General features: G+C 46.9%; 25 protein-coding genes. 14 read left to right on the top strand and 11 right to left on the bottom strand.

Going from position 1 to position 24,473, the window contains the following annotated elements; genetic code table 11:
- The first annotated feature begins 21 nt into the window (after positions 1-21).
- The 4 genes from L4D09_RS12255 to hemB all read left to right on the top strand — a co-directional run bounded on the left by L4D09_RS12255 (position 22) and on the right by hemB (position 3,904).
- Positions 22-999, top strand: coding sequence for an ABC transporter permease (locus L4D09_RS12255; protein WP_428457795.1), 978 nt, complete (start codon positions 22-24; stop codon positions 997-999).
- A 2-nt stretch (positions 1,000-1,001) separates the two neighbouring features.
- Positions 1,002-1,943, top strand: coding sequence for an ABC transporter permease (locus L4D09_RS12250; protein WP_428457794.1), 942 nt, complete (start codon positions 1,002-1,004; stop codon positions 1,941-1,943).
- Between the two features lie 63 nt (positions 1,944-2,006).
- Positions 2,007-2,801, top strand: coding sequence for a 3'-5' ssDNA/RNA exonuclease TatD (tatD, locus tag L4D09_RS12245; protein ID WP_428457793.1), 795 nt, complete (start codon positions 2,007-2,009; stop codon positions 2,799-2,801).
- 53 nt (positions 2,802-2,854) lie between these two features.
- Entirely contained in the window at positions 2,855-3,904 is a 1,050-nt protein-coding gene (gene hemB, locus L4D09_RS12240; protein ID WP_428457792.1) for a porphobilinogen synthase, read from the top strand.
- A gap of 48 nt (positions 3,905-3,952) precedes the next feature.
- Here hemB and asnC read toward each other — a convergent pair whose 3' ends face one another.
- Positions 3,953-4,414: a transcriptional regulator AsnC gene (asnC, locus tag L4D09_RS12235; RefSeq protein ID WP_428457791.1), complete on the bottom strand. Its 462-nt coding sequence runs from the start codon at positions 4,412-4,414 to the stop codon at positions 3,953-3,955.
- A 172-nt stretch (positions 4,415-4,586) separates the two neighbouring features.
- Here asnC and L4D09_RS12230 point away from each other — a divergent pair, with 172 nt between their 5' ends.
- The 3 genes from L4D09_RS12230 to L4D09_RS12220 all read left to right on the top strand — a co-directional run bounded on the left by L4D09_RS12230 (position 4,587) and on the right by L4D09_RS12220 (position 9,131).
- Positions 4,587-7,742, top strand: coding sequence for an EAL domain-containing protein (locus tag L4D09_RS12230; protein WP_428457790.1), 3,156 nt, complete (start codon positions 4,587-4,589; stop codon positions 7,740-7,742).
- 96 nt (positions 7,743-7,838) lie between these two features.
- On the top strand, positions 7,839-8,609 hold the full coding sequence (locus L4D09_RS12225) for a class I SAM-dependent methyltransferase (protein ID WP_428457789.1): 771 nt from the start codon (positions 7,839-7,841) through the stop codon (positions 8,607-8,609).
- A 123-nt stretch (positions 8,610-8,732) separates the two neighbouring features.
- Positions 8,733-9,131: a hypothetical protein gene (locus tag L4D09_RS12220; protein ID WP_428457788.1), complete on the top strand. Its 399-nt coding sequence runs from the start codon at positions 8,733-8,735 to the stop codon at positions 9,129-9,131.
- A 358-nt stretch (positions 9,132-9,489) separates the two neighbouring features.
- Here L4D09_RS12220 and L4D09_RS12215 read toward each other — a convergent pair whose 3' ends face one another.
- The 4 genes from L4D09_RS12215 to hemC are packed head-to-tail and all read right to left on the bottom strand — an operon-like array spanning position 9,490 to position 13,593.
- On the bottom strand, positions 9,490-10,677 hold the full coding sequence (locus tag L4D09_RS12215; protein ID WP_428457787.1) for a heme biosynthesis HemY N-terminal domain-containing protein: 1,188 nt from the start codon (positions 10,675-10,677) through the stop codon (positions 9,490-9,492).
- Positions 10,674-11,900, bottom strand: a complete 1,227-nt coding sequence (gene hemX, locus L4D09_RS12210; protein WP_428457786.1) for a uroporphyrinogen-III C-methyltransferase — start codon at positions 11,898-11,900, stop codon at positions 10,674-10,676. Before hemX ends, L4D09_RS12215 begins: the two co-directional genes overlap by 4 nt.
- Entirely contained in the window at positions 11,893-12,660 is a 768-nt protein-coding gene (locus L4D09_RS12205; protein WP_428457785.1) for a uroporphyrinogen-III synthase, read from the bottom strand. Before L4D09_RS12205 ends, hemX begins: the two co-directional genes overlap by 8 nt.
- Positions 12,661-13,593, bottom strand: coding sequence for a hydroxymethylbilane synthase (gene hemC, locus L4D09_RS12200; protein WP_428457784.1), 933 nt, complete (start codon positions 13,591-13,593; stop codon positions 12,661-12,663).
- Positions 13,594-13,995: 402 nt separating this feature from the next.
- Here hemC and L4D09_RS12195 point away from each other — a divergent pair, with 402 nt between their 5' ends.
- Positions 13,996-16,560, top strand: coding sequence for a class I adenylate cyclase (locus L4D09_RS12195; protein ID WP_428457783.1), 2,565 nt, complete (start codon positions 13,996-13,998; stop codon positions 16,558-16,560).
- A 13-nt stretch (positions 16,561-16,573) separates the two neighbouring features.
- On the opposite strand, the gene cyaY is transcribed toward L4D09_RS12195, so the two are convergent.
- The gene (cyaY, locus tag L4D09_RS12190; RefSeq protein ID WP_428457782.1) at positions 16,574-16,888 is read right to left on the bottom strand and encodes an iron donor protein CyaY; all 315 of its coding nucleotides are present in this window, start codon (positions 16,886-16,888) and stop codon (positions 16,574-16,576) included.
- 77 nt (positions 16,889-16,965) lie between these two features.
- Between cyaY and lptM the strand changes: the two genes are divergently transcribed.
- Genes lptM through yigB form a run of 6 tightly spaced genes read left to right on the top strand, consistent with a single transcriptional unit; the run spans position 16,966 to position 21,579 of the window.
- Positions 16,966-17,079, top strand: coding sequence for an LPS translocon maturation chaperone LptM (gene lptM / locus L4D09_RS12185; RefSeq protein WP_428457781.1), 114 nt, complete (start codon positions 16,966-16,968; stop codon positions 17,077-17,079).
- 25 nt (positions 17,080-17,104) lie between these two features.
- On the top strand, positions 17,105-18,358 hold the full coding sequence (gene lysA / locus L4D09_RS12180) for a diaminopimelate decarboxylase (protein WP_428457780.1): 1,254 nt from the start codon (positions 17,105-17,107) through the stop codon (positions 18,356-18,358).
- A 14-nt stretch (positions 18,359-18,372) separates the two neighbouring features.
- On the top strand, positions 18,373-19,203 hold the full coding sequence (gene dapF, locus L4D09_RS12175) for a diaminopimelate epimerase (RefSeq protein ID WP_428457779.1): 831 nt from the start codon (positions 18,373-18,375) through the stop codon (positions 19,201-19,203).
- Complete coding sequence (locus L4D09_RS12170; RefSeq protein WP_428457778.1) at positions 19,200-19,904, top strand: DUF484 family protein; 705 nt, start codon at positions 19,200-19,202, stop codon at positions 19,902-19,904. The genes dapF and L4D09_RS12170 overlap by 4 nt, the downstream gene beginning before the upstream one ends.
- The gene (xerC, locus tag L4D09_RS12165; protein ID WP_428457777.1) at positions 19,901-20,806 is read left to right on the top strand and encodes a tyrosine recombinase XerC; all 906 of its coding nucleotides are present in this window, start codon (positions 19,901-19,903) and stop codon (positions 20,804-20,806) included. Before L4D09_RS12170 ends, xerC begins: the two co-directional genes overlap by 4 nt.
- A gap of 56 nt (positions 20,807-20,862) precedes the next feature.
- Complete coding sequence (gene yigB / locus L4D09_RS12160) at positions 20,863-21,579, top strand: 5-amino-6-(5-phospho-D-ribitylamino)uracil phosphatase YigB (protein WP_428457776.1); 717 nt, start codon at positions 20,863-20,865, stop codon at positions 21,577-21,579.
- Positions 21,580-21,656: 77 nt separating this feature from the next.
- On the opposite strand, the gene L4D09_RS12155 is transcribed toward yigB, so the two are convergent.
- From L4D09_RS12155 to L4D09_RS12135, 5 genes are read right to left on the bottom strand one after another with little or no spacing between them, the layout of a single operon-like run.
- On the bottom strand, positions 21,657-22,112 hold the full coding sequence (locus tag L4D09_RS12155) for a DoxX family protein (RefSeq protein WP_428457775.1): 456 nt from the start codon (positions 22,110-22,112) through the stop codon (positions 21,657-21,659).
- 2 nt (positions 22,113-22,114) lie between these two features.
- Positions 22,115-22,882, bottom strand: a complete 768-nt coding sequence (locus L4D09_RS12150) for an HvfC/BufC family peptide modification chaperone (protein ID WP_428457774.1) — start codon at positions 22,880-22,882, stop codon at positions 22,115-22,117.
- On the bottom strand, positions 22,863-23,720 hold the full coding sequence (bufB, locus tag L4D09_RS12145) for an MNIO family bufferin maturase (protein WP_428457773.1): 858 nt from the start codon (positions 23,718-23,720) through the stop codon (positions 22,863-22,865). Before bufB ends, L4D09_RS12150 begins: the two co-directional genes overlap by 20 nt.
- Positions 23,721-23,984, bottom strand: coding sequence for a BufA1 family periplasmic bufferin-type metallophore (locus tag L4D09_RS12140; RefSeq protein ID WP_428457772.1), 264 nt, complete (start codon positions 23,982-23,984; stop codon positions 23,721-23,723).
- Between the two features lie 52 nt (positions 23,985-24,036).
- Positions 24,037-24,303, bottom strand: a complete 267-nt coding sequence (locus L4D09_RS12135) for a BufA1 family periplasmic bufferin-type metallophore (protein ID WP_428457771.1) — start codon at positions 24,301-24,303, stop codon at positions 24,037-24,039.
- Between the last annotated feature and the right edge of the window lie 170 nt (positions 24,304-24,473).

Here is a 24,473-nt window from a genome sequence, read left to right as displayed (position 1 = left end):
GGACGAAATAAGGGGCAAGGAATGTTGACGTTTCTGGTCAAGCGCCTGTATCAGGCACTGATAGTGATGTTTGTGATCAGCTTGGTGGCTTTTGCCATTCAGGATAACCTGGGTGACCCGTTACGTGAGTTAGTTGGTCAATCGGTCTCGGAATCGGAACGCCAAGCGTTACGTGACGATTTAGGGTTGAATGACCCCTTTGTAACCAAATATGCGCGCTTTGTTGGCAATGCTGTACAAGGTGATTTAGGAACATCCTATTTCTTTAAGCGCCCAGCACTTGATGTCATTTTAGATAAATTGGTGGCGACACTTGAACTGGTGTTTGGCGCCGCTGTGATCATTATTGTGGTTTCTATTCCGTTGGGGGTGTATTCCGCCATTAAACCCAATAGTTTTATGACTAAAGTGATTATGGCTTTCAGTAGTATCGGAATATCCATTCCGGTCTTTCTTACCGCCATCATGCTGATGTATGTTTTCTCGATTGAGTTAGGTTGGTTACCCTCTTATGGGAGAGGCACCACCACTGATACCTTTGGTTGGCAGTCAGGTTTATTCAACCTTGACGGTTTAGCGCACCTTGTCTTGCCGTGTGTGGCGCTGGCGTCGATTATGCTACCGCTTTTTATTCGTTTAGTTCGTTCAGAAATGCTGGAAGTGTTGAGCTCCGAATACATTAAATTTGCTAAAGCAAAAGGGTTGGCTTCCAATAAAATTTATTATCAGCATGCGCTGAAAAATACCATGCTACCAGTGATCACGGTAGGTGGGGTACAAATCGGTACCATGGTTGCCTATACCATACTAACAGAGACCGTTTTTCAGTGGCCGGGCACTGGCTTTTTGTTTCTTGAAGCGATCAACCGTGTCGATACACCGCTCATTACCGCCTATGTCATTTTTGTTGGTTTGATTTTTGTCGTTACCAATACCATTGTCGATTTGCTCTACGGGCTGATCAACCCCACTGTCAATCTTACTGGTAAGGGAGAGTAACGATGTCTTCTACTCCAATGCATTATCCAAGTCGCTGGGAGCGATTTAAAAACTCCGACATTATTTATTACTTTCTAAAAGATAAAGTGGCGATGGTGAGCTTTGCGCTATTCATGGCCTTTTTCCTGAGTGCGCTATTTGCGCCATTGATTGCCCCCTTTAATCCGTACGATCTGAGCCAAATTGACATCATGGATTCAGAGATGGCGCCTGTTTGGATGGAATATTCTGATCCTCGCTTCTTGCTAGGAACGGATCCACAAGGGCGAGACATTTTGTCGACCATTCTCTATGGCATGCGGGTCTCTTTGATGATCGGCCTGCTGGCTGTCGCGGTACAGATGGTTTTAGGCGTGGTCATTGGGTTATCTGCGGGTTATTACGGCGGGCGAATTGATAGCTTTTTGATGCGATTTGCCGATATCCAACTTTCGTTTTCAACCATGATGGTGGCGATAATTGTGTCGGCCATCTTTCGTGCCGCTCTTGGCGCTCAGCTATATAGTCAATACGCTGTAATAATGCTGGTGGTGATCATTGGCGTGGCAGAATGGCCGCAGTATGCGCGAACGATCCGAGCCTCGGTGCTGGCAGAGAAGAAAAAAGAGTATGTTGAAGCCGCAAAAGTGATGGGCTTTAGGGCGCCTCGCATAATGTTTCGTCATATTTTACCAAACTGCTTATCGCCGATTTTGGTGATTTCAACCGTGCAAGTTGCAAATGCCATTATGTCGGAAGCGGCACTGTCGTTTTTAGGCTTAGGGTTACCTGTTGATCAGCCTTCACTGGGTGCGTTGATAAGTATTGGCTTTAACTACATATTCTCTGGTTCATGGTGGATAACCGCTTTCCCGGGTATTGTGTTGGTATCGCTTGTCTTGGTGATCAATCTATTGGGTGACTGGCTGCGTGATGTCTTTAACCCAAAAATTTACAAAGGGTGATAGCCAAACTGCCCCGAGTCCTCTAAGTTATTCCGGTATAGAAAGTTTTTAAATGGAATAATCATGATAGATATCGGGGTGAACCTGACTAATAGCCGATTTGATAAAGATCGCGATGAGGTTATTAGTCGAGCACAACAAGCGGGTGTCAACGGACTGATCCTAACTGGCACTAGCATTGAAGAAAGCCAGCAGGCGTTGCAGATGGCACGTCGCTGGCCTCAATATTGCTACAGTACTGCCGGTGTTCATCCGCACGACGCCAAAACAGTCGATGATCTAACCTTTCCTCAGATCCGTGACTTAGCCCTATCGCCAGAAGTTGTGGCAATTGGCGAATGTGGCTTGGATTTCAGTCGTGACTTTTCTCCCCGCCCGCAACAAGAAGCCGTGTTTGAAGCGCAGCTTGCTTTGGCTGCAGAGCTGAACATGCCAGTATTTATGCATTGCCGTGACGCACATGAACGCTTTATGGATATTCTAAAACCGTGGCGAGATAAACTCCCTGCAGCCGTTTTGCATTGCTTTACGGGAAGCGAGGCAGAGTTACGTGATTGCTTAGCGCTTGATTTGCACGTGGGCATTACAGGCTGGGTGTGTGATGAGCGTCGGGGAACTGAGTTACGTAATATTGTGCAGTATATTCCAGGTAATAGGCTGATGATCGAAACTGATTGTCCTTACTTATTGCCGAGAGATTATCGGCCAAAACCTAAATCGAGCCGTAATGAACCCAAATTTTTGCCCCACATTGCAACCGTGATTGCGGAATGCCGCCGTCAACCTGCTGAAGTTGTTATGGCTCAGTCATATACGACTACTCAGGCATTTTTTCAAATTGGATCTCCTGTCACCTGACGGGAGTGGTATTATCAGCAAAAAGAACGTTAACCTTCAACAAGGAGTATGCAGTGTCTGTATCTATTCAGGGCGCGTTTCCAGCTCGCCGAATGCGTCGCATGCGCAAGCATGACTTTAGCCGTCGTTTAATGGCAGAAAACCAGATCTCTGCCAGTGATCTTATTTATCCAATGTTTATCCTGATGGGTAAAAACCGCCGTGAAACAGTGGATTCAATGCCGGGTATCGAGCGCTTGTCTATTGACCTTATGCTGTTAGAAGCTGAATACCTAGCTAAGCTGGGTGTACCAGCGATTGCGCTGTTCCCTGTTGTTTCTCAAGACTTTAAATCCATTTGTGCAGCAGAGGCGTATAACGCTGAAGGTTTAGTACAACGTGCTGTACGTTTACTGAAAGAGCACGTGCCACAAATGGGGGTGATCACTGATGTCGCACTTGATCCGTTCACAATCCATGGTCAAGACGGCATTATTGATGATGATGGCTACGTGGTTAATGACGTCACGACAGAAGTGCTGATCAAGCAGGCACTGTCTCATGCTGAAGCGGGCGCTGATGTTATTGCCCCGTCAGATATGATGGATGGACGTATTGGCGCTATTCGAGAAGCGCTAGAAGAAGCAGGCTATATCCATACTCAGATAATGGCGTATTCTGCCAAATATGCTTCTCACTATTACGGCCCATTCCGTGATGCCGTCGGCTCGTCGGGGAACCTAAAAGGTGGCGATAAGAAAACCTACCAGATGGATCCTGCCAATAGCGATGAAGCATTGCATGAGGTGGCGATGGACGTCAATGAAGGTGCAGACATGGTGATGGTGAAGCCAGGTATGCCTTATTTGGATGTGGTTCGTCGTGTGAAAAGCGAGTTGCAAGTCCCTACCTTTGCTTATCAAGTATCGGGTGAATACGCGATGCACATGGCTGCGATTCAGAACGGTTGGCTGAAAGAGCGCGAAACCGTGATGGAATCATTAGTATGCTTCAAGCGTGCCGGTGCAGATGGTATTTTGACTTACTTTGCCAAGAGTGTTGCTGAGTGGTTAGCTGAAGAAGCCGCTGAGCGCGGCGCTGAATTAGGCAATAAGCCAGAATAATATCAGCGTGAATATCATGTTAGAGCGAGGCTATTTAGCCTCGCTTTTTTATGGCTGTACATTGCGATTAATGGGGTTTTGCAATGAAATTAGCGTTTCGGTTGATTGGACTTCATCAATGGCTTGTAGCTTGTCGATCAGCACATATTGCAGTTCTTCAATGGACTTACACATCAGTTTTACGAAAATATTGTATGCCCCTGTTGTGTAATACGCCTCTACCACCTCATCCAACTCGTTCAGTTTGGCCAGTGCAGAATGGTAGTCGCGAGCGGCATTAAGGTTAATACCGATAAAACAACAAACGTCATACCCCAATAATTTGGGATTTATTATCACTTCTGTGCCAGTAATAATTTCTGCAGCACGCATCTTTTCAACCCGGACATGCACTGTGGCAGGGCTAACATTGAAGCGTTTAGCCATTTCAGCGTAAGGGGTACGCGCGTCGGTCATGAGCGCGTTGAGAATTTCACGGTCGAGATCATCTATTCGAATCTGGGGGGTCATGATGCAAGCAATCCTTTGTTTATACCAGCATGCTCATATCTTATACTGTCCATGCCTAAGTCTCTAAATATAAATAAACAAAGGTAATAAATATCATTTTGGCTGAGGGATGCTCAAGGTCAGCAAGAATGGATATAGCCAATGCACAGTCAGACAGGACTTCCTTTTCATTATGCGGTTTCTCGTTGTATGGTTTTTTTTATGGGGCGGGATAGCCTCTGCTCAAGAACAAGACATATTAGTTATTCACTCGTATCACCAAGGCATGCAGTGGACTGATTCTCTACAAGCTGGCATAGAAGCGGCAACTGAGCACTCCTCCGTTTCTCTCAGTGTCAGTTATATGGACAGCAAGCGCTATCAATCCAGTACCTACATGGCAGAGTTGCTCGATATTTATCGTGCAAAATTAAAACGTAAGCGCTATCGGGCAATTGTCGCTGCAGATAATAATGCGCTATGGCTGGTGAACCAGCTCGGAGATGTGGTCGGTGATACCCCAGTTGTACTGGTTGGAGTGAATGGCTACCACCCCAATAAGCACCGTGGATTGGTTAAGGTGGCAGGGGTGCTAGAGCAAAGCGACCCATCTTATAACCTGTCATTGGCTCTGTCTGTTCAGCCCAATCTTCAGCAGGTTTATGTGTTTGCTGATAATACCGCAACGGGAGAGGCTAAATGGCAAGGGCTAGTCGACTACCTTGCGGCAAACTACCTCGATCTTGAGGTTACTCGGGTTGAAAATGATACCTTTAGCGATCTTTTCCAGGAGGTTGCTGAGCTTCCTCTAAATTCTGCCGTGCTTTTTCTTAGTTATTTCCGTGACAATACCGGCCACTACATGGATAGCGATGATTTTCTCGGTCAACTAACGCTGGCGTCGTCGGCCCCCGTCTATGCTTCTTATCAATATATGCTGCAATATGGGGTCGTCGGCGGCGTTATGACCAGTGGTTTTGAGAAGGGGCAACTAGCTGGCGAATTATTGCTGAGCATCGTGAATAATCAACTTTCCCAATACCCGGCTTTTGTCAGAAGCCCAAGCAAAAAGCTTTTTAACTACCCCGTTATGTCTCGTTGGGGACTGAATGTTGATAACAGTGATGTGCTGGTGTTGAACCAACCTGCAGGCTGGCTTGAACGCTATCAGAATGAAATCCGGGTTCTCACCGTGTCTCTAGGTTTAATGGGGGGGGTGATCGTTTTGCTGAGTATTGTGATCCGTCGGTTAAAAAATGACGAACAACGATTAAAGCAGAGCCGTGCTTTATTTGCTGGTGTATTTGATCAGAGCTTTCAATACATCGGGATACTAGATATTAATGGCACTTTGATCTCTGGCAACCTCGCTTTGCAAGGGTTACTCGGTCGTTCTGCAATGAAATATGATCGTGCAATCTGGCAGTGGTATTGCTGGGATAAAGCGGCGATGTTGCCCCTTAAACAAGCTTTTGAACGTGTTGAGCTCGATCAGCAAGTGCGACTGGAGTTAGAGGTTCAAAGTGCGGAAGATGGCTATCGGATGTTGGATGTTTCAATGAAGCGCTTGCCCTATGCGGTCAGTGGTGAAGCTCAAGTTTTATTTGAAGCTCGAGATGTCACAACACGTTATCAAATGGAAGAAAAACTGCGCGAGCGAGAGGTAAGTTACCGACTGCTGTACGAACAGCAACCCGTCATGCTCATGACCATTGATCGCCAGTCTCGCATACAATCGGTTAATCAGTTTGCCGCCGACCTTCTTGGTTATAGTAAGCGGGAGTTGCTCGGCCATAAAGTGTCAGACTTTTATCATCATGGCGAGCTCAAGCCTCAGCAGTTTATTTCGACCGCGAGTGATAGTGAGAACGACAAGGTTTGGCGTCGCCAATTACAATATTGCTGTGCTGATGGTCAACGCGTGTGGATTCGCGAGGTGATCCGCTCTATGCAGTCGAAACAACAGCTGCTGGTGGTCGGGGAAGATATTACTTCAACCCGAGCGCTGGAAGAGCAGCTCGCTTATCAAGCCTGCCATGATTATCTTACCGACTTGTTTAATCGTAATTATTTTGAGCGGCACCTTGAACAGGTATTGGTTGAAGCGCGGGATAAAGGGGCGCGCCACGCTATGTTCTATATCGATCTTGATCAATTTAAGGTCATTAATGATACCGCGGGTCACGAAGCTGGTGATGAGGCGTTGAAACAAGTTGCGTGGTTACTCAAAGGGATCACGCCAGAGCAAGCGATGTTGGCCCGCCTTGGAGGCGATGAATTTGCCATTATTCTGCATCATTGCACCTTAGAAGAGGCGGTGAAATTTGGCCGTGAAATACTATACGTGCTTGATGAGGCGTCATTTTACTGGCAGAGCACGCGGTTTAGTTTTAGTGGCTCTATTGGTATCCGCTTGATCGATGAAACGGCAGGTTCGTCCCAGCAGGTGCATGCTCAGGCTGATACGGCGTGTTATGCCGCAAAAGATGAAGGTCGTAATCGACTTCACTTGTATCACCCTGATGACGAAGAATTGCGCCGCCGTGAACAAGAAATGGCATGTGTTAGCCTGATCCGTAAAGCGCTCGCTGAAAAACGGTTGGAGTTACATGCTCAGGAAATAGCCCCTTTAGGTACTGTGAGTACGCAGCATCACTATGAAATTTTGGTGAGGATCCGTAGTCAAGACGGTGAGATGATTTCTCCAGCCCTGTTTATGCCAGCAGCCGAGCGCTATAACCTCGCACATTTGATTGATCGTTATGTGGTTAATGAGGTCATTAATTGGTTGCTCGACCATCCAGAAGCGGTATCCGAACTTGAAATGTGTGCCATTAACTTATCTGGCCAGTCAATGGGAGATCGTGACTTCGTCCATTTCTTAATTGATAAGATCAGTGGTTCAGGGCTACCCACTCACAAGCTGTGCCTCGAAATTACCGAAACGGCGGCGATTGGTAATATGAGTGAAGCTATCCAGCTGTTTACTCGGTTGAAAGCATTGGGTTGTAAGATATCACTGGACGACTTTGGTTCAGGGCTATCTTCGTTTGGCTATTTGAAGCGAATGCCTGTGGATATCATCAAAATCGATGGCATGTTTGTCCGTGATATTGCCGATGATGAAATGGACTTTGCAATGGTCAAAGCGATCAATGAGCTGGCGAAGAAAATGGGCAAACAAACGGTGGCTGAATTTGTGGAAAGTGAAGCGATACTAGCGCACCTTAAAGTGTTGGGTGTTGATTATGCGCAGGGATTTTTATTCGGCCAACCTTTGCCTCTTGCGGAACTGGTTGAGCAATTGAGCGCAGATAAAAAAGTGGTACCGCCAAGTAATTATTGCTGAAACGAGCATCGAGAGGCCGCTTGGGTATATAATCCCACGCCTTATTTTCTGCCGAATGACATAAAATGCAGGATTGTTAATGAACCGGAGAGCCCTGTGCAACTAGCCTTAACTTGTGAAAACTCAGAACGCCAACATGACCTCGACCTGCTTGCTGCTCGATGGGGATTGACTCATGACCCTGAGAGTACGTTTGCGTTGGTTTTGACCGCTGAGCGTTTAGAGTTACGTAAGCTTGATGAACCGAAGCTAGGGGCAGTGTTTGTGGACTTGGCTGGTGGTGCTGTGGCCCATCGTCGCAAATTTGGCGGTGGTCGTGGTCAGGCAATCGCAAAAGCGGTGGGTTTGAAAGGGGGAGTCATGCCAACGGTGGTTGATGGTACCGCTGGCTTAGGGCGTGATGCATTTGTATTGGCCTCGCTAGGCTGTAAGGTGCAAATGGTTGAGCGTCACCCTGTAGTAGCAGCATTACTTGATGATGGTTTACAGCGTGCCAAGCAGGATGGCGACATTGGTGGATGGGTGAGTGAGCGTTTAACCCTATTACATGCTTCTAGCCATAATGCGTTAGAGCAATTAGCCGCGGATCCTGATTTTGTTGCACCCGATGTGGTTTACCTTGACCCAATGTATCCCCACAAGAAAAAGTCGGCGTTAGTTAAAAAAGAAATGCGAGTTTTCCAAACGCTAGTTGGCCCTGACCTTGATGCTGACGCATTATTGGCTCCTGCATTGGCATTAGCGACGAAACGAGTGGTGGTTAAGCGGCCTGATTACGCGGAATTTTTAGCAGATAAAAAACCGTCAACGGCCATTGAAACCAAAAAAAATCGGTTTGATGTCTATGTCAAAGCCGCAATGAAGTAGCCTTTCATCTGATGCATTGGTATAAATGATAAAAATACCAATTTACCTTGTTAGTTGTTGTTTACCACTATGATGGAAAGAGGGTGGACACCAAGTAGGTTGTCTTTGCTGGAGGAAGAGGTAATGGCAAAGTCATTATGTAAGTATCGTCGTATTGAAATTGCGGATAAGTTTGCAGAGATCAGCAAAATTGTTAGCACACCTAATTTTATTTGCAGCAGTTGTGCCCGCGTTGCCAGTGATAAAACATATTTGTGCAAGCCGAGTGCTTTAACATCGCAGCTTACCAGTTCTCCTATTGCTGATTCAGCGGTATCGAAATCTGAAGTTCAAGTACATTTGTCGGCGCTAGAGCAGATTGAACAAACGGAGAGTGCGATTTCACCAGTGGTGACGAAGAAGCAAGCAAAGCAGCTGAAGGCGATAGCAAAAGTTAAAAATAAGCGGTTGAAAAAAGCGGCAAAAGCGGTGAAGCGTTATGATAAAGCGCTGCAAAAAGCCAAGAGAGCATTGCAGTTATAGCAGACGGTGTTCGATCTCCAGATACAAAAAAACCTCCAAGCGGAGGTTTTTTTGTATCTGGCAATTATGATTCTTTGATCAGTACTGCTGTCATTAAGCAGGTGATCACAGAAACAATGATGCCAGAAACGATTAACCAAGGAAGTATATCCATAGTTAGCTATCCATCTGTTGAGCAACAAGAGTATCTATTGAATCCTTTTTACATACTGCTAGCAATAGGATAGATATAAGATGAAATGACTGTTAACAATTGGAAACAATTATGTGGTGAAAGACACATAAAGTATGGTTTTTAGGTATAAAAAAGCACCCATTCGGGTGCTTTTTGATGTCAAAATGTAATGTTGCTTATTTGTTAATTCTTGGCTGGTAGTGCCAATGTTAACGCTTGGCGAGATGCATCTGCAGCAGCTTGGGCCTGATCAAGCTTCTCAAGAGTGTTCACCAAGTAACCGTAGTCAGCGACATTGGGGTTTAGCGCGATGGCTTTCTCAAAATGCTGTTTCGCTTCTTCCCATTTCTCTTCGTGTATGAATAGCTGCCCTAATGCACTGTGAGTGCTTGGGTTACTGCTGTCATAACGTAGCAAATCTTGCAGGCGAACAATGGCAGGGTGGTAGTCAGCTAGCTTCAGCGTTGGTACAAGCTCAATGAGGCTATTGTCATTGTTCTTTTTTAATGTATCACGCAATACACTGTATGCTTCACTGTCAGCATTGTGTTCACTCATGAGGGTTACAAAGCATGCAACTAATTCTGGGCGTAGCTTTGCCTTACGGCTTAGGCTATTCCAGTGACCCATTAAGCCTTCGCTGCCACCTTGCTTGGCAAGATGCTTCATGATGCCGCATTCCGCTTGTACTTCCAGTACTGCAATATCTTCGGTTTGAAGCACACCCGCTTTTTCAAGCTGAGGCAGAAGTGCAAGTAGTGGTTTCCAGTCTTCAAGCTTTAAGTAGCACTCTTTGAGTAGTGAGAGTAATACTGGGTTGCGGCTATGATCAGGTTTGATTTCCTGCAATGTTGCCATTGCTTGTTCGTACTGTTGCTGACGAAACTGAAGCTTGGCACGGGTTAAGGCAACGGCAAGGCTTTGGCTATCAATGTCAGCCGCTTGCTTGAGGTATTCATCACGCTGGCTGGCATCACCTTGGCCTTGTGCTGCTTCTGCTGCCGCAAGGTAGTTTAATAGTGGTGTGTCACTGTGCTTAACGGATTTCACAACCAACTTTTCAGCTTGTCTCCAGTCACCTTCGATGACCTTCATTAAACCTGCAGATGTTTGGAGGCGTGCTTTACGCGTTTTACGGCCAGAAAACCAGCCGCGCGTAGAGCTACCCAATGAGAATAAGCGTTTTAAGATGGTTTCTAATAAGAAGAAAGCACCGAATAAGACCACAATGAACAAGATCAGTGTGGTTAGGCTCATCTCGAGAGTCTGGTTTGCTACCGAGATCAGCACGTAGCCTTGATTACCAGCCAGCATCGGCCCGGCAACAATACCGGCGATTAGCGCAGCAACCAGCAACAATAGTTTGATCATGCTGGGTTCTCCTCTGTGCTAAGTGGCTTAACTTGCTGACGTAGACGATCACTGACTGCATCGGTGATCAGAGATTGCGAATTAAGCTTGCTTGGGTAGCTTGCTTCAATATTTTCGCTTGCTAGCGCATCAAGAGTACTAATAAAGCTCTGTGCTGCCGGATCTTCCATATTATAGAATTGCTCAGCCCAGTCTTTTGCCATGCTCAGTGACGTGCTATATAGCTCACCTTGCTCGCGGTAAACCGATTTGATGGCCGTCTCTAGCTTGGATTTAATATTCTCTTGTAGGTAGAAATCTTGTTTTGGCGAGAGTAGTGGAATAACACTGCCATCGCGGGTGCGATACGTCACGAAGTGCTCACTGAAGTTTTTCAGTGATGTTGTGAGGTTTTGCTTCCAATCATCGACTGATGTCGAGACATCAGTAGCTTCAACGAGATCAGCTTCAGGCAAAATCGCATTAGCAAGGGGTAGGTTTGCTACCTGCTGTTGTAGGCTCGTCAACCGCAGCACAAGGCCGTCACGGTCAACACGTGCCACGGCTTTTAGTGCCGTAATATCGGAATGCATAGCCTCGCGAATAGGTGTAAGGCTTGGATCGTTTAGCTCGGCGATACGGTGGTCTGCGGATTCCAGTAGCACGGTTGCGCTAACGGTATCATGCTCTAACCACAATTTTCTGCCTGCCATTTTGACAAGGTAATCAGCTTCAGCGAGTAGCCAGTCATTGGGACGGCGGCCCTTCATTTCAGACAGTGCTAGTTGTAGCCCTGTAATGGACTTATTCTGCTGTTCTAGCGATACACTGGTACTTTGCTGGCTGCTTTGCAGGCTAGTTTGTACCTGACTTAGGGTCTCTTTTTGGCTAGCATTCAATTTAGATTGCATGCTGCTGAGTTCTTGTTGCAGCGAAGCCATTTGGGCGTTCTGTGTTAGCGTTTGTTGATGACCGTGATAATAAAGGCCTGCCCCCAGAGCGATCACGAGTGCAATGGCGATAGCGCCTGTTTTGCTACCACTTTTCTTTTCGTCTGCTGCTTTTGGCTGTTCAGGGGTATCTGCGGCGGTTGCTGCTTTCTGAGGCTCTTCGGCTTTGGTTGCTGTAGGTTGTTTTGGCGCTTGTGCTTTGGCACTCGCGTGACCTTGTTTCCCAGAAGTACTTGTTGCTGCGGACTTTTGGTTATCTGCAGGCTTGTCATTATTAGTTTTTTTATCAGTCATCCGATTTTCCCATCGTGCCTATTTTTCTTAGGGTAGTGAGAAGCGGGCCATTAGCAGCACTTCCCACAGTGGAAATTGTAGTAAAACCAAGCTTTTTTGCTTGATTGGCGATTCGCTGGCTTGGTACGAAAAGGTGGCATTGATAAAACCAAGCTTTAGCATTGTCGGGTACTAACTGTGCCAAATGGCTCAGTTGTTCACCACTAGTGATCACCATTTTTGAGACATGCCGCTGTTGCCATTGCTGGCAAAGCGCTTGACCATCAAGTGGGATCCAGCAGCGCTGATAGGTTGCACAATAACTTACGCTAGCTCCACGTTGCTGCAGAGTTTGATAAATGAGCTCTCGCCCCCCATTACCTCGTAAAATTAATATGCGTTTTCCATCTACATCAGACAGTTCTGGCAGGGTAAGTAATCCTTCACTGTCGCACCGTTCTGTTGGTGACCTTACCGGCTGTTCGGTACGGGATTTCAACATTTCGGCGGTTTTATGTCCGACAGCTATATAATGCACGTTTTTCGGCCAACTGGCACCCACTGACATTAAGTAATTGTGCGCTAAGTTGACGGCATTAACACTGACGGCAATCAGGAAATCATCTTTTTTTAATTGCTGAAGCTGTGAAATGAGCTGCTGAAGTTGTTGACCCGGCTGAATTTCTAACAGTGGCTGGGCAATGGCACTGATCCCCGCCGCCTCAAGTTGCTGGACAAGTTGATGGCAGTCGGGTGCGGGGCGGGTGATCAGTACGGTCATTTAAGCGTTGCCGTAAAGCTTATCTAGAATGTCTTTAGCACCATCAGCCAGCAGTTGCTCTGCTAGCTCTGTGCCAAGGCGTTCTGCATCTGCCGCTGGGCCACTAATTTCGCCGCGGACCATTTTACTGCCATCAGGCTCACCCACGAGGGCGCGAAGCCAAATCTGATCGCCTTGAAGCTCAGAGTAGCCACCAATTGGCACCTGACAACCACCTTGAAGACGATTGTTCATTGCACGTTCGCATAAAACACGCGTAGAGGTATCTGGGTGGTTTAAAACATTCAGCAAGCCACGAACACGCTCATCATCCAGGCGACATTCGATGCCAACGGCACCTTGCCCCACTGCCGGTAGACTGATTTCTGGTGCAATCGCATCACGGATACGATCTTCCATTTTTAAACGTTTTAGGCCTGCACAAGCCAAAATAATGGCATCGTATTCACCGTCATCGAGTTTACGTAGGCGAGTGTTCACGTTGCCGCGTAGATCTTTTACCACCAAATCGGGACGCTGGGCACGAATCTGACATTGGCGTCGCAGGCTTGATGAGCCGACAACAGAGCCTGCTGGCAGTTCGTCTATGTGCTGGTAGGTATTTGATACGAATGCATCACGAGGGTCATCTCGTTCACAAATAGTAACCAAGCCAAGTCCTTCAGGAAAATCGACTGGGACATCCTTCATTGAGTGAACCGCAAGATCAGCACGGCCTTCTAGCATGGCGACTTCTAGCTCTTTAACAAAAAGGCCTTTCCCGCCGACTTTGGCAAGAGGAGTATCTAGAATGATATCGCCTTTGGTTACCATGGGTACTAATTCTACAGACAGCCCTGGGTGGGCTTGCTCAAGTGCATCTTTTACAAACTCGGCTTGCCACATGGCCAGTGGGCTTTTTCGTGTGGCAATACGGATAGGGGTGTCAGTCATCGAGTTGGGTCCATTGTTAAACTAGCTATTTACTTTAATCCTATCACTACTGAACCATGATGATAATTCACTTATGGCTGTCAGTGCGATGAAGCAGTATTGTCTTGATATCGACGATAATTAATGTGATATTGTTCACATAAAGTTCACGAGGTAAAACCATTAGACGTCATAAGCTGGCGATTCATTCGGTTTGTACTAGCTTCAGGTGAGCAGGGCTATGGAAAGGTCGACTGGCAAGATTGCAGTCCATTCACAAATTGTCATAAAGCAGCACTATCTTTACGGTTAATACAAAAACTGTTAGATTGATCACGTTTTTGCTTATGTGTAGAGCCACTTCTACATCATTAATGACAAGATTTGGGCCGCTCTCAAGCTGGCAGCTCTTGGAAGAGTAATTTGCAGAACTATATAGAAACGCTTAAAAGTAGACAGGATCAGCTTAACGAGTTGCGACGAGATCGTGCTCGAGCAGCGATGAATGCACAATCCGAGCAGGTATTTAACCTGTTAAGTGTCTTGCTTCACTATAATCACCCAGCAGTGCCCGGCTACCTTGATCAGGCCGTACCGGTGGGGATCGCGGCGTTTGCCGTTACTGAACAACAACAGCAGTTTATTGATGATTGTGGGTTGGCTTTTTCAGCATCTGTTACTCCTCCTTCACTTAGCGATGATAAGTGTCCCATCCTTGGTCTTTATGCGATGGGCAGTACTTCATCGTTAGGACAAAGCCTTACCAGTGATCTTGATATCTGGGTTTGTATCCGTACCGATTTACCTGCTGATGCGCGTGCAGCATTAGATGCTAAGTGTTCTCTGGTTTCAGAGTGGGCAATGGCACAAGGGGTAGAAGCAAACTTTTTCCTGATTGATGAGAATCGCTTCCGCGAAAACTTTTCTGAAAAAATGACCGGTGAAAACTGTGGCTCAAGCCAGCATTTGTTGCTGCTTGATGAGTTTTATCGCTCAGCAGTCCAAATGGCTGGCCAACGCCTTTTATGGTTTATGGTGCCGCCGGAAATGGAAGAGTGTTACGACGAATATATCGATTATCTTGAACGAGATGGTTATATCCGTCGTAATGAGTGGATTGATTTCGGTGGGTTAGCGCGTATTCCTGCAGAAGAATACTTTGGCTCCAGCCTATGGCAGCTATATAAAAGTATCGATTCGCCATACAAATCAGTGTTAAAGGCGATTTTGCTTGAAGCTTACTCATGGGAATACCCACATACCCAGTTATTAAGTGTTGATGGTAAGCGTCGGTTCTTTGCGATAGATCGCACTGAATTCTGTATGGATGCATATTTTCTTATGCTCGAAAAGGTCACACGTTACCTTGAGCGCATTAACGACCACCGTCGCCTCGATTTAGTCCGCCGTTGTTTTTATCTTAAAACCCATGAAAAGCTAACCCGAGAGCCAGCTTCTGGTTCGGTGCCTTGGCGCCGTAAAGTGCTGCAAGAACTGACCGATAGCTGGCAGTGGTCGCATGAAGTGTTACTGGAGCTTGATAATCGTCGAGATTGGAAGGTTGAGCTGGTTAAAAGTGCTCATAATGGGTTACTCGACGCGTTAATGCTGAGTTACCGTAACTTGATCCGCTTTGCTCGCCGTAACAACATTACTTCGGCAATTAGTCCTGAAGATATCAGTATTTTGGCGCGTAAGCTGTATGCAGCCTTTGAGGTGCTACCGGGTAAAGTGACCTTGCTAAACCCACAGCTCTCCCCTGATTTGCACGAGGAAGATCTCACGCTTATCCAAGTGCCTGCGGGGCGAACAAATACTGCTGGTTGGTATCTGTATAAACAGTCTTTAGATCCGATAGCAATCCTCGGTCGTACGCCGCTAGAGCATAACCGCTACCTGAGTAAACTCGTGGCATGGGCATACTTCAATGGGTTGCTGACTGAATCGACATGTTTGCATTCCGTAGTACGTGACTCAGCGCTCGACATTGATAAGTTGTATCAGTTGGTGAGTGATATTCGCAATACGTTCCCGATCAGGCGTCCACAACCGAGCTTGCAGGCATTATCGAGCCCGTGTGAGATCCGCCAACTCGGTTTGTTTGTGAACCTTGAAAGCGATCCAACCACGGAACTAAAAAACCGTTCAGTTCGGTTTGATTTTAAAAACACGGATATTTTTAGCTATGGCCCAGAGCAAGCATGCTTAGTGGGAAGTGTGGATTTGGTGTATCGCAATTCGTGGAATGAAGTACGTACGCTGAATTTTACCGGTGAAAATGCGATGCTCGATGCGCTGAAAACCGTACTTGGCAAAATGCACCAAGACGCCCTGCCGCCAGAGTCAGTTGATGTATTCTGTTACAGCAAGCACATGCGAGGCTTGATCCGTAATTTAGTCTATCAACTGGTGGCTGAATGTATTGAAATGCGCTTGAAACCCGTTGAGCAAGAAAAGCGCCGTCGTTTCAAAGCTATCCGTATTGGTAAACAAACCCATGGGTTATTCTTTGAGCGCCGTGGTGTTTCAGTGCAGAAACTTGAAAATTCGGTGGATTTTTACAGCTGTATTTCAAGTAATAAGCTCATGGGATCGGCTAATCTGGTGATGGGGAAAACCGATGAACCACACCCACCTGAAATTGTTGATTCTTATGCCAGTGAAGGTTTAATTCAGTTTTTCTTTGAAGACTGCGATGAAGGGTTCAACATTTATATTTTGGACGAAACCAATCGCATTGAAGTTTATCGCCAGTGCAATGGTGATAAGGATGAGATGGTACATGGGGTAAACCGCTTTTACACCTCAGCTCAGGATCGCTTTAGTTATAGCGCTAATTTTATCAATTTTAACCTGCCACAGTTTTACGATATTGTGTATAACGACCGTGGTGAGGCACAAGTACTACCATACAAGAGTGGTCAGAAAATCCCGCGACGACCGGCGGCAGAAGCCGCCACCGCAATGATGGGCTTGTCGTCGCGTTAATGACTCCGGTAGGCTATGACCAGTCTACCGCTTCTTCTGCATGCAGTGAGCATTCTTGTTTTACCAGTGAAATCAGCTCTTCACCACTGCGTGTACAGTGCCATTCCCCTTCTTTAAATTTAAAGTGATAACCGCCAGATTTAGACGCAAGCCAGATTTCATGTAGTGGCTCTTGGCGGTTAATTACGATTTGACTGCGGTTCTCAAATTCAAGTGTTAGTACGTTGCCTGTGGTCTCATAGTCGATGTCGACACCTGACTCATCAATGCCTTCTTCGATGCTCATTAGCACTTCATCGGCTAACTTATGAAATTCTGTATCATTCATCCCATTACGTCCTATTGCTTTTCCTAGTGTTGGTGCGATTATAGAGGGCATTGAAATGATAATCACTGGCTTTCAAAATGCACAAAGGTTTATTAGCAATTTTCGTACTGAGTGTTCTTGCCCTGACCGGCTGTGGTCAGAGTGGGCCGTTATATATGCCTGATGATTCAGAGCAACAGCAACAACAATAAGCGTTGATACAGGGAAGAGACTACATTGGATTACTTTAATTACCAGCAAGATGGTCAGCTTTGGGCTGAAGATACTCAACTGACTGAACTTGCAGAGCGTTTCGGCACGCCACTTTATGTTTATTCACGTGCGACGCTAGAGCGCCACTGGAATGCCTTTGACCAAGCGGTGGCGAACCACCCGCACTTGATTTGCTATGCGGTGAAGGCCAACTCAAATATTGGCGTACTGAATGTGCTGGCTCGCCTGGGCTCGGGTTTCGATATCGTTTCTGGTGGTGAACTAGAGCGCGTGATCGCCGCTGGCGGTGAACCATCAAAGGTGGTTTTCTCCGGGGTGGGGAAAACGGCCGCAGAAATGAAACGGGCGCTGGAGCTAGGGATAAAATGCTTCAATGTAGAATCAGAGCCTGAGCTTGAACGTTTAAATCAGGTTGCTAGCGAGTTGGGCAAAGTGGCTCCGGTGTCTTTGCGGATCAATCCTGACGTAGATGCCCAGACGCACCCATATATTTCGACAGGCTTGCGTGACAATAAATTTGGTATTGCATTCGAGCGTGCGCCTGAGGTTTATCGTCTTGCGCAGCGTTTGCCAAACTTAAAAGTGACGGGCATGGACTGTCATATTGGCTCGCAACTGACAGCAATCGACCCTTTTATCGATGCCACAGACCGCTTGCTCGCCTTGATTGATACGTTAAAAGCGGAAGGGATTAAGATTGATCACCTTGACGTCGGTGGTGGCCTAGGGGTGACTTATAGCGATGAGCGACCGCCTGAACCGTCTGATTATGCAAAAGCGTTACTGGCGCGGTTGACTGAGCACGCTGATCTTGAATTGATTTTTGAACCGGGTCGTGCGATTGCCGCTAACGCGGGCGTGATGTTGACGCGCGTTGAGTACCTAAAGCATACCGAGTATAAAAACTTCGCCATTGTTGATGCCGCGATGAATGATCTGATCCGCCCGACGCTATATCAAGCTTGGCAAGCGATCGTGCCCGTTATACCTCGTGAAGGTCGTGCTAAGTTATATGATTTTGTTGGGCCGATTTGTGAAACTGGCGACTTTATTGGTAAAGATCGCGAGTTATGCCTTGAGCCGGGTGATTTGTTGGCGGTACGTTCAGCGGGCGCCTATGGTTTCGTTATGTCCTCAAATTACAATACTCGAGGAAGAGCCGCAGAAATCATGGTCGATGGCCCGAAAGCCCACGTAGTACGTGAGCGTGAGGAGTTGGCGCAGTTATGGCAGTCTGAGCATTTGTTGCCAGAATAACGATAAGGAACATCATGCAGGTTAACTTTTCAAAAATGCATGGTCTGGGCAATGACTTTATGGTGGTCGATTGCGTAACCCAGAATGTCTTTTTTTCGCCGGATTGTATCCGGCGATTAGCGGATCGTAACCGTGGGGTTGGCTTCGATCAGTTATTGGTCGTTGAACCACCGTACGATCCTGAAACCGACTTTCATTACCGTATTTTTAATGCCGATGGTAGTGAAGTTGAGCAGTGTGGCAATGGAGCCCGCTGTTTCGCCCGCTTTGTCTGGATGAAGGGGCTAACCAATAAGTATCACATTTCGGTTAGTACCAAAGCCGGTAAGATGATGCTGAAGCTTGAGAACGATAATCAGGTCACTGTGAATATGGGTGTGCCTATTTTTGAGCCAAGCAAGATACCGTTTCGAGCGAAACAAACGGAAAAAACCTATTTGTTACGTGTTGGCGATAAAACGCTGTTTTGTGGTGCGGCCAGCATGGGCAATCCGCACTGTGTTACCGTGGTCGATGATGTATTGACAGCAGATGTCGATACATTAGGTCCATTACTTGAGTCTCATGAGCGCTTTCCTGAACGAGTGAACGCAGGGTTTATGCAAGTATGTAGCCCTAGTGAAGTTAACCTTCGTGTGTATGAGCGTGGTGCAGGTGAAACACAAGCCTGTGGCAGTGGCGCATGTGCGGCAGTTGCGATTGGCCGAATACAAGGTTTATTAGATGAAAATGTAAAGGTCTCTCTTCCTGGTGGCGACCTGCATATTCGCTGGCAAGGTGAAGGGCAACCGTTGTATATGACAGGGCCTGTCGCCCATGTCTTTGATGGACAAATTGTATTATGACCGATGTATACCAGTTTGATGAGCTGTCGCCAGCCCCTCAAACTGAGTTAACAGAGCAGGAAGTGGCAAACTTCCTGCAGGCTACCCCTGACTTCTTTATCCGACATCCTGATCTGCTAACGCGTATTCAGGTTCACCATACCGATCGTGGTGTGGTGTCGTTGGTTGATATCCAACTTGAACGGTTGCGCGATCAGGTGACGGAGTTAGAAGGTAAGATGGCTGACTTGGTTGGGGCCGCGGCTAAAAATAGTCAGTTATTTGATGTTTTTTCACAGGCACAGCAGCAGCTTTTTCAAACTCATAATATCTATCAAGCATTGCTGGTGTTAGATGATCTTGCCATGAAGCTTGAGCTGGATGTTAGCTTACGCCTGTTTGATAGCCTTGATGAACAACTATTGCTTGATAGGCGTGAATTTGAAGGGCTTCGCCGTTCTCGCTTGGTGTCGCGGCCCGTTTATTTAGGTCGACTACGTAAGCAAGAAAGTGACCTGCTCTTTGAGCAGCCGCCGCACTTAGGATCATTTGTTGTGCTCCCTCTTGGGGGGAGTGAGCGTCCGATTGGTGTCTTGAGCTTTGCCTGTGCTGATGGGGGACATTTCCAGCCAGAAATGGATACCCTGTTTGTTGAACAACTGGCATTAGTGTTGACACGATTGATACATCATTGGGAATATTCTCGCGAGGTTATTGAGTGAGTTTACCTAAAGATCTGGAAAAGCCGCTCGAGCGTTTTTATGAGTATTTACGTAGTGAGCGAGAGCTCAGCTTGCATACTCAACAGAACTATAAGCGCCAGCTCACGACAATGGCTGAGCAACTGGTCGATTTAGGTGTGGCTGACTGGAAACTTGTTGATGCTGGCTGGGTACGACAGCTCGCCAGTAAGGGGAAGCGCGATGGACTTAAAGCGAGCAGCCTGTCAATGCGCCTTTCTGCTTTACGTAGCTTTCTCGATTATTTGGTGTCACAGGGCTTTCTTAAGGCCAATCCGGCAAAAGGGGTCTCTGCACCACGTAAAGCGCGGCCATTACCTAAAAACTTGGATGTTGATGAAATGGATCAGCTACTGAGTGTTGATGGTGATGATCCGCTGTCTATTCGTGATCGGGCAATGATGGAGCTGATGTACGGCGCCGGTTTGCGTCTGTCTGAATTAGTTAACCTCGACGTGAAAGATATCAGCCTACGTAAAGGCGATATTCGTGTGATTGGTAAGGGTGACAAAGAGCGTATTGCGCCGTTTGCTGGCCTTGCCCGTGAGTGGGTTGGGCATTGGTTGAAAGTGCGAGGGCAGCTTGCCTCGCCAGGTGAATCCGGATTATTTGTGTCGAAGCTCGGCCAACGCATTTCAAATCGGAACGTACAAAAACGAATGGCGGAATGGGGGCAGAAACAGGCTGTATCTAGCCATATCAATCCGCACAAATTACGCCATAGTTTTGCAACTCATATGCTGGAATCGTCTGGTGACTTGCGGGCTGTTCAGGAGCTGCTCGGTCATGCGAATCTTTCTACCACCCAAATTTATACCCACTTGGACTTTCAACACTTGGCAAAGGTGTATGATGATGCTCACCCTCGCGCGAAGCGGAAATAGTCGCGAGTACTTGCTCACCTTTTAAGTTTTAAAATCACTGGAGTTATTGGCCTGTCATGCAGTTTTATCGCAATGTTTCACTCCCTAAAGCGTTAACTTTTGATCTTGATGATACCCTCTATGACAACCGGCCAGTGATCCGGCGTGCCGAACAAGCGATGCATGATTGGCTTGCAGCGAATCACCCTGCGACGACAGGTATTGGACGTGAGCACTGGCTGGCGCTGAAGCGGCAACTGGCAGAGGCTGACCCAATGTTGCGCCATGATGTGACGTTATGGCGCTACGAACTGATCAAAATTGGATTGATGCAGCTTGGCTATTCGCTAATACAAGCAGAGTGCGCAGCCCGTCAAGGGGTTGATGTTGTACTTGAAGTGCGCAACCAAGTCGATGTACCGGAAGAAACACACCGAGTGCTCGGTTTGTTGGCGGAAAAAAGGCCTTTGGTTGCAATCACGAACGGCAATGTTGATATTAATAAAATTGGGCTTGGACAATATTTTGATGCGGTATTAATGGCTGGGCACGATGGCCTTGCGAAACCAGAGCCAATTTTATTCGCGAAAGCAGCCACGTTCCTTAAGGTTGCCCCGCAAGATATCTTACATGTTGGCGACCACCTTGTGACAGATGTTGGCGGTGCAAAAATTAATGGTTTTCAGGCGTGCTGGTTTAATGACAGCCAACGTCAACTATGTAATGAGCCTCGAGCAAAATGGTTACCTGATCTCGAAATTAACCAGCTATCGCAGCTATTAAGTTTGTTTTAGCGGCTTAAAAGACAGTTTGCTTATCGTAAAAGGACAGCCATGGCTGTTCTTTTTTGTGCCATGTATTTAACTAATGGCTATTCCAATAAGCTTTGCTTGGGCTCATTGCTGATCAGGCGGTCGAGAGAAATCATACCGGCGCCCCAGAAGACATTCACCAGCATCATCATTCCCCACAACTGGTGATCATAGAAGCCTTTTTCCCATAACAACGGGTAAGAGGCCACCGCAATAATGTTGAACACGAACAGTGCGAGTGCCATTGGCCGGGTAAACAAACCAAGGGCAAGGAATACCGGCAATATTAGCTCGGCGGCTGTGCCCGAATACGCGGCAAACTGCCAAGGAATAATAGGCACTTGGTATTCATACTCGAATAAATAGAGGGTGCTATCCCAGCTGGAATACTTAACCATCCCCGATTTGAAAAAGACCCATGCCACCCACAGGCGGGTAAAAAGTAATAGCAGTGGAATGAGAGGATCGGTGATCCGCTGGGCGATATTGTCTATTTGTTTGAAAAAATTCAGCATGCTCATTCTCCCTCGGGCAAGCCGTAGATATCGGCAAAAACGTGTTGTTGGATCAGCTCACCTAACAGAGCCAGCATAGGTGCTGTCGCATTGGCTAAGCATTGATGTTGCTGACTAAGGTGGATCAACGATATTGCATTTGTCGTAGTACTGATGACATGTACCTGATCGGCGCGGTGTTGAATAATGGCCGACTCAGGCTGGGTTAGGTCAATTTCTTCAATGTTATTATTGGTGATCATCTGCCAGAGACTCGCCACAGGATAGGCAGAGTTCAGGCATAGCGTTGATTTTTCGACAACCAATCTTAGGGTTGGTAGGTTTTCTTCTGTGATGCGTGCAAGCTTCTCTAGAGGAAAGCTCGGTGTTGCTGGTGGTAATTGACTGACGCTATCCACAGCCCACTCTAAACGCGCTAAGTCGGCTAAGTATGGCACCGCTTGAAGTAATTCTGGCTGGCTCTCTATGGTGATGGCAAAGCCATCGCCATAATCACTTACGTCGCCCTGGCAAAGCGGTACGGTGAGCACATGCTGGCGAGCCAGTTGGCTAAAGCATTCTTCACCGACAACAGCTTGAACGCAGGGATAGGTAACCTCCAACACTTCAGACAAGCTAATAATGAAGTTATTACGATAAACTTGGATCAGCTGCTCTGCTGGAAAGCGGCCATCACTCACATATGATATCGCCTGATTAGACTGGTAGTGCAATGCCTGTGCAAAGCCTTGCTGAAGTTGCTGTAGTGAGCTAGGAGATTGTTTGCCCATTGTGCGCCTCCTGCTCAATGATTAGCTCAGCCTTACGGGCCTCGCCCAATAAAATGGGTAGCTCAGGTATATCGAGATCCCACTCGATAAGTGTTGGGACTGCACCATGCTGTTTAACCCAGCGACGGTACAACTGCCACACTGGTTCACTGACTGGTTGGCTATGTGTATCAATCCATATCTCACCACCATCCACTTGCTTGATGGTAAAGCCAGCTAAATGAATTTCTTTTACGGCATTTGGGTCGAGGGCGGCAATGTATTTGTCGCAGTCAAAACCATGATTGAAGCCGCTGACATAAATATTGTTCAAATCTAGCAGTAAACCGCAATCGGTGCGTTGTTGAACTTGATGTAAAAACTCCCACTCCGGGATCGTGGAGTGATTAAAGCTCAGGTAGCTGGAAGGGTTTTCAATCAGCATTTGTCTGCCGAGGTAGTCCTGTACTTGCATTACCTTGTGGCAAAACACATCGAGGGCCTCTTCGGTATATGGCAACGGCAGCAAGTCATTGAAAAATTGTCCGTCAATTGAACTCCAGCTCAGATGATCAGAGACAGCGATAGGCTGTATTTCATCGATGAGTTGCTTTAGTTGCATCAGGTGTCGAGGGTCTAAGGGATCCGTTGAACCCAGCGATAAACCAATGCCATGGCAACTGATGGGGTAATGCTTGGCAAGCTCTCTGAGTTGTTGGCGGGCGGTTGAGGTTGAAGAAAAATAGTTTTCACTATGAATTTCCAACCAGCCAGCCGTAGGTTGCTCAGCTAACATCTGTTGGATGTGGGGGGGGCGAAGCCCCACCCCAACTATCCTATTGGGCGCAAGCCTGCTCAATTACTTAGCCTCACCAGAGCTACCATTTAGGCGGTCACATAGGCCTTTAGGTACCATGATGAAGGCGTCTTTCTGGCCATCAACCTTGGATGTACCAGCACATGAACTGGTTTTGGTTGCACAGTCATTTTTCCCTGCTTTTGCTACGCCATAGCATTTCTCTTTCGCATCGGCAGCAACAGCGGTTGTTGTCGTTAAGGCAGTACCTGCCAGTGCCAGTAAACCAGAAACAGCAGTAGCAACGGCAATGTTAGACTTTTTCATAAAACTTCCTTTGTGTGGGGTATGAGCTGACTAATAGGTTAATTGGAGTGACTTAAGATGAGCTGCTTGAGCTACCGTTTAGACGATCACATAGGCCTTTGGGAACCATGATGAAAGCATCTTTTTGGCCATCAACCTTGGATGTACCAGCACATGAACTGGTTTTGGTTGCACAGTCATTTTTCCCCGCTTTTGCTACGCCATAGCATTTTTCTTTTGCGTCAGCAGCAACGGCTGTCGTTGTGGTTACTGCAGTACCTGCAAGAGCGAGTAGGCCGGTTACTGCGGTAGCAAGTGCGATATTTTTTGTCTTATTCATGATCATTCCTCTTTTAATACGCTGACTGTTGCAAATAAGGAGCAACATTTCCTTTTCGCTATCTGGCACCTTGTTGGTGCTCTCGAAACATAAGAAAGGGCGAGTAGGATTTTTATTTCACACTTTCTTAGGTTTTTTTACTTTTAATTAACAAATGCAATTCAAATGAT

Origin of the sequence: Photobacterium makurazakiensis, from assembly GCF_050336715.1 — a bacterium.
Taxonomy (GTDB): domain Bacteria; phylum Pseudomonadota; class Gammaproteobacteria; order Enterobacterales; family Vibrionaceae; genus Photobacterium; species Photobacterium makurazakiensis.
This window is presented reverse-complemented; position numbering and strand designations above follow the sequence as displayed.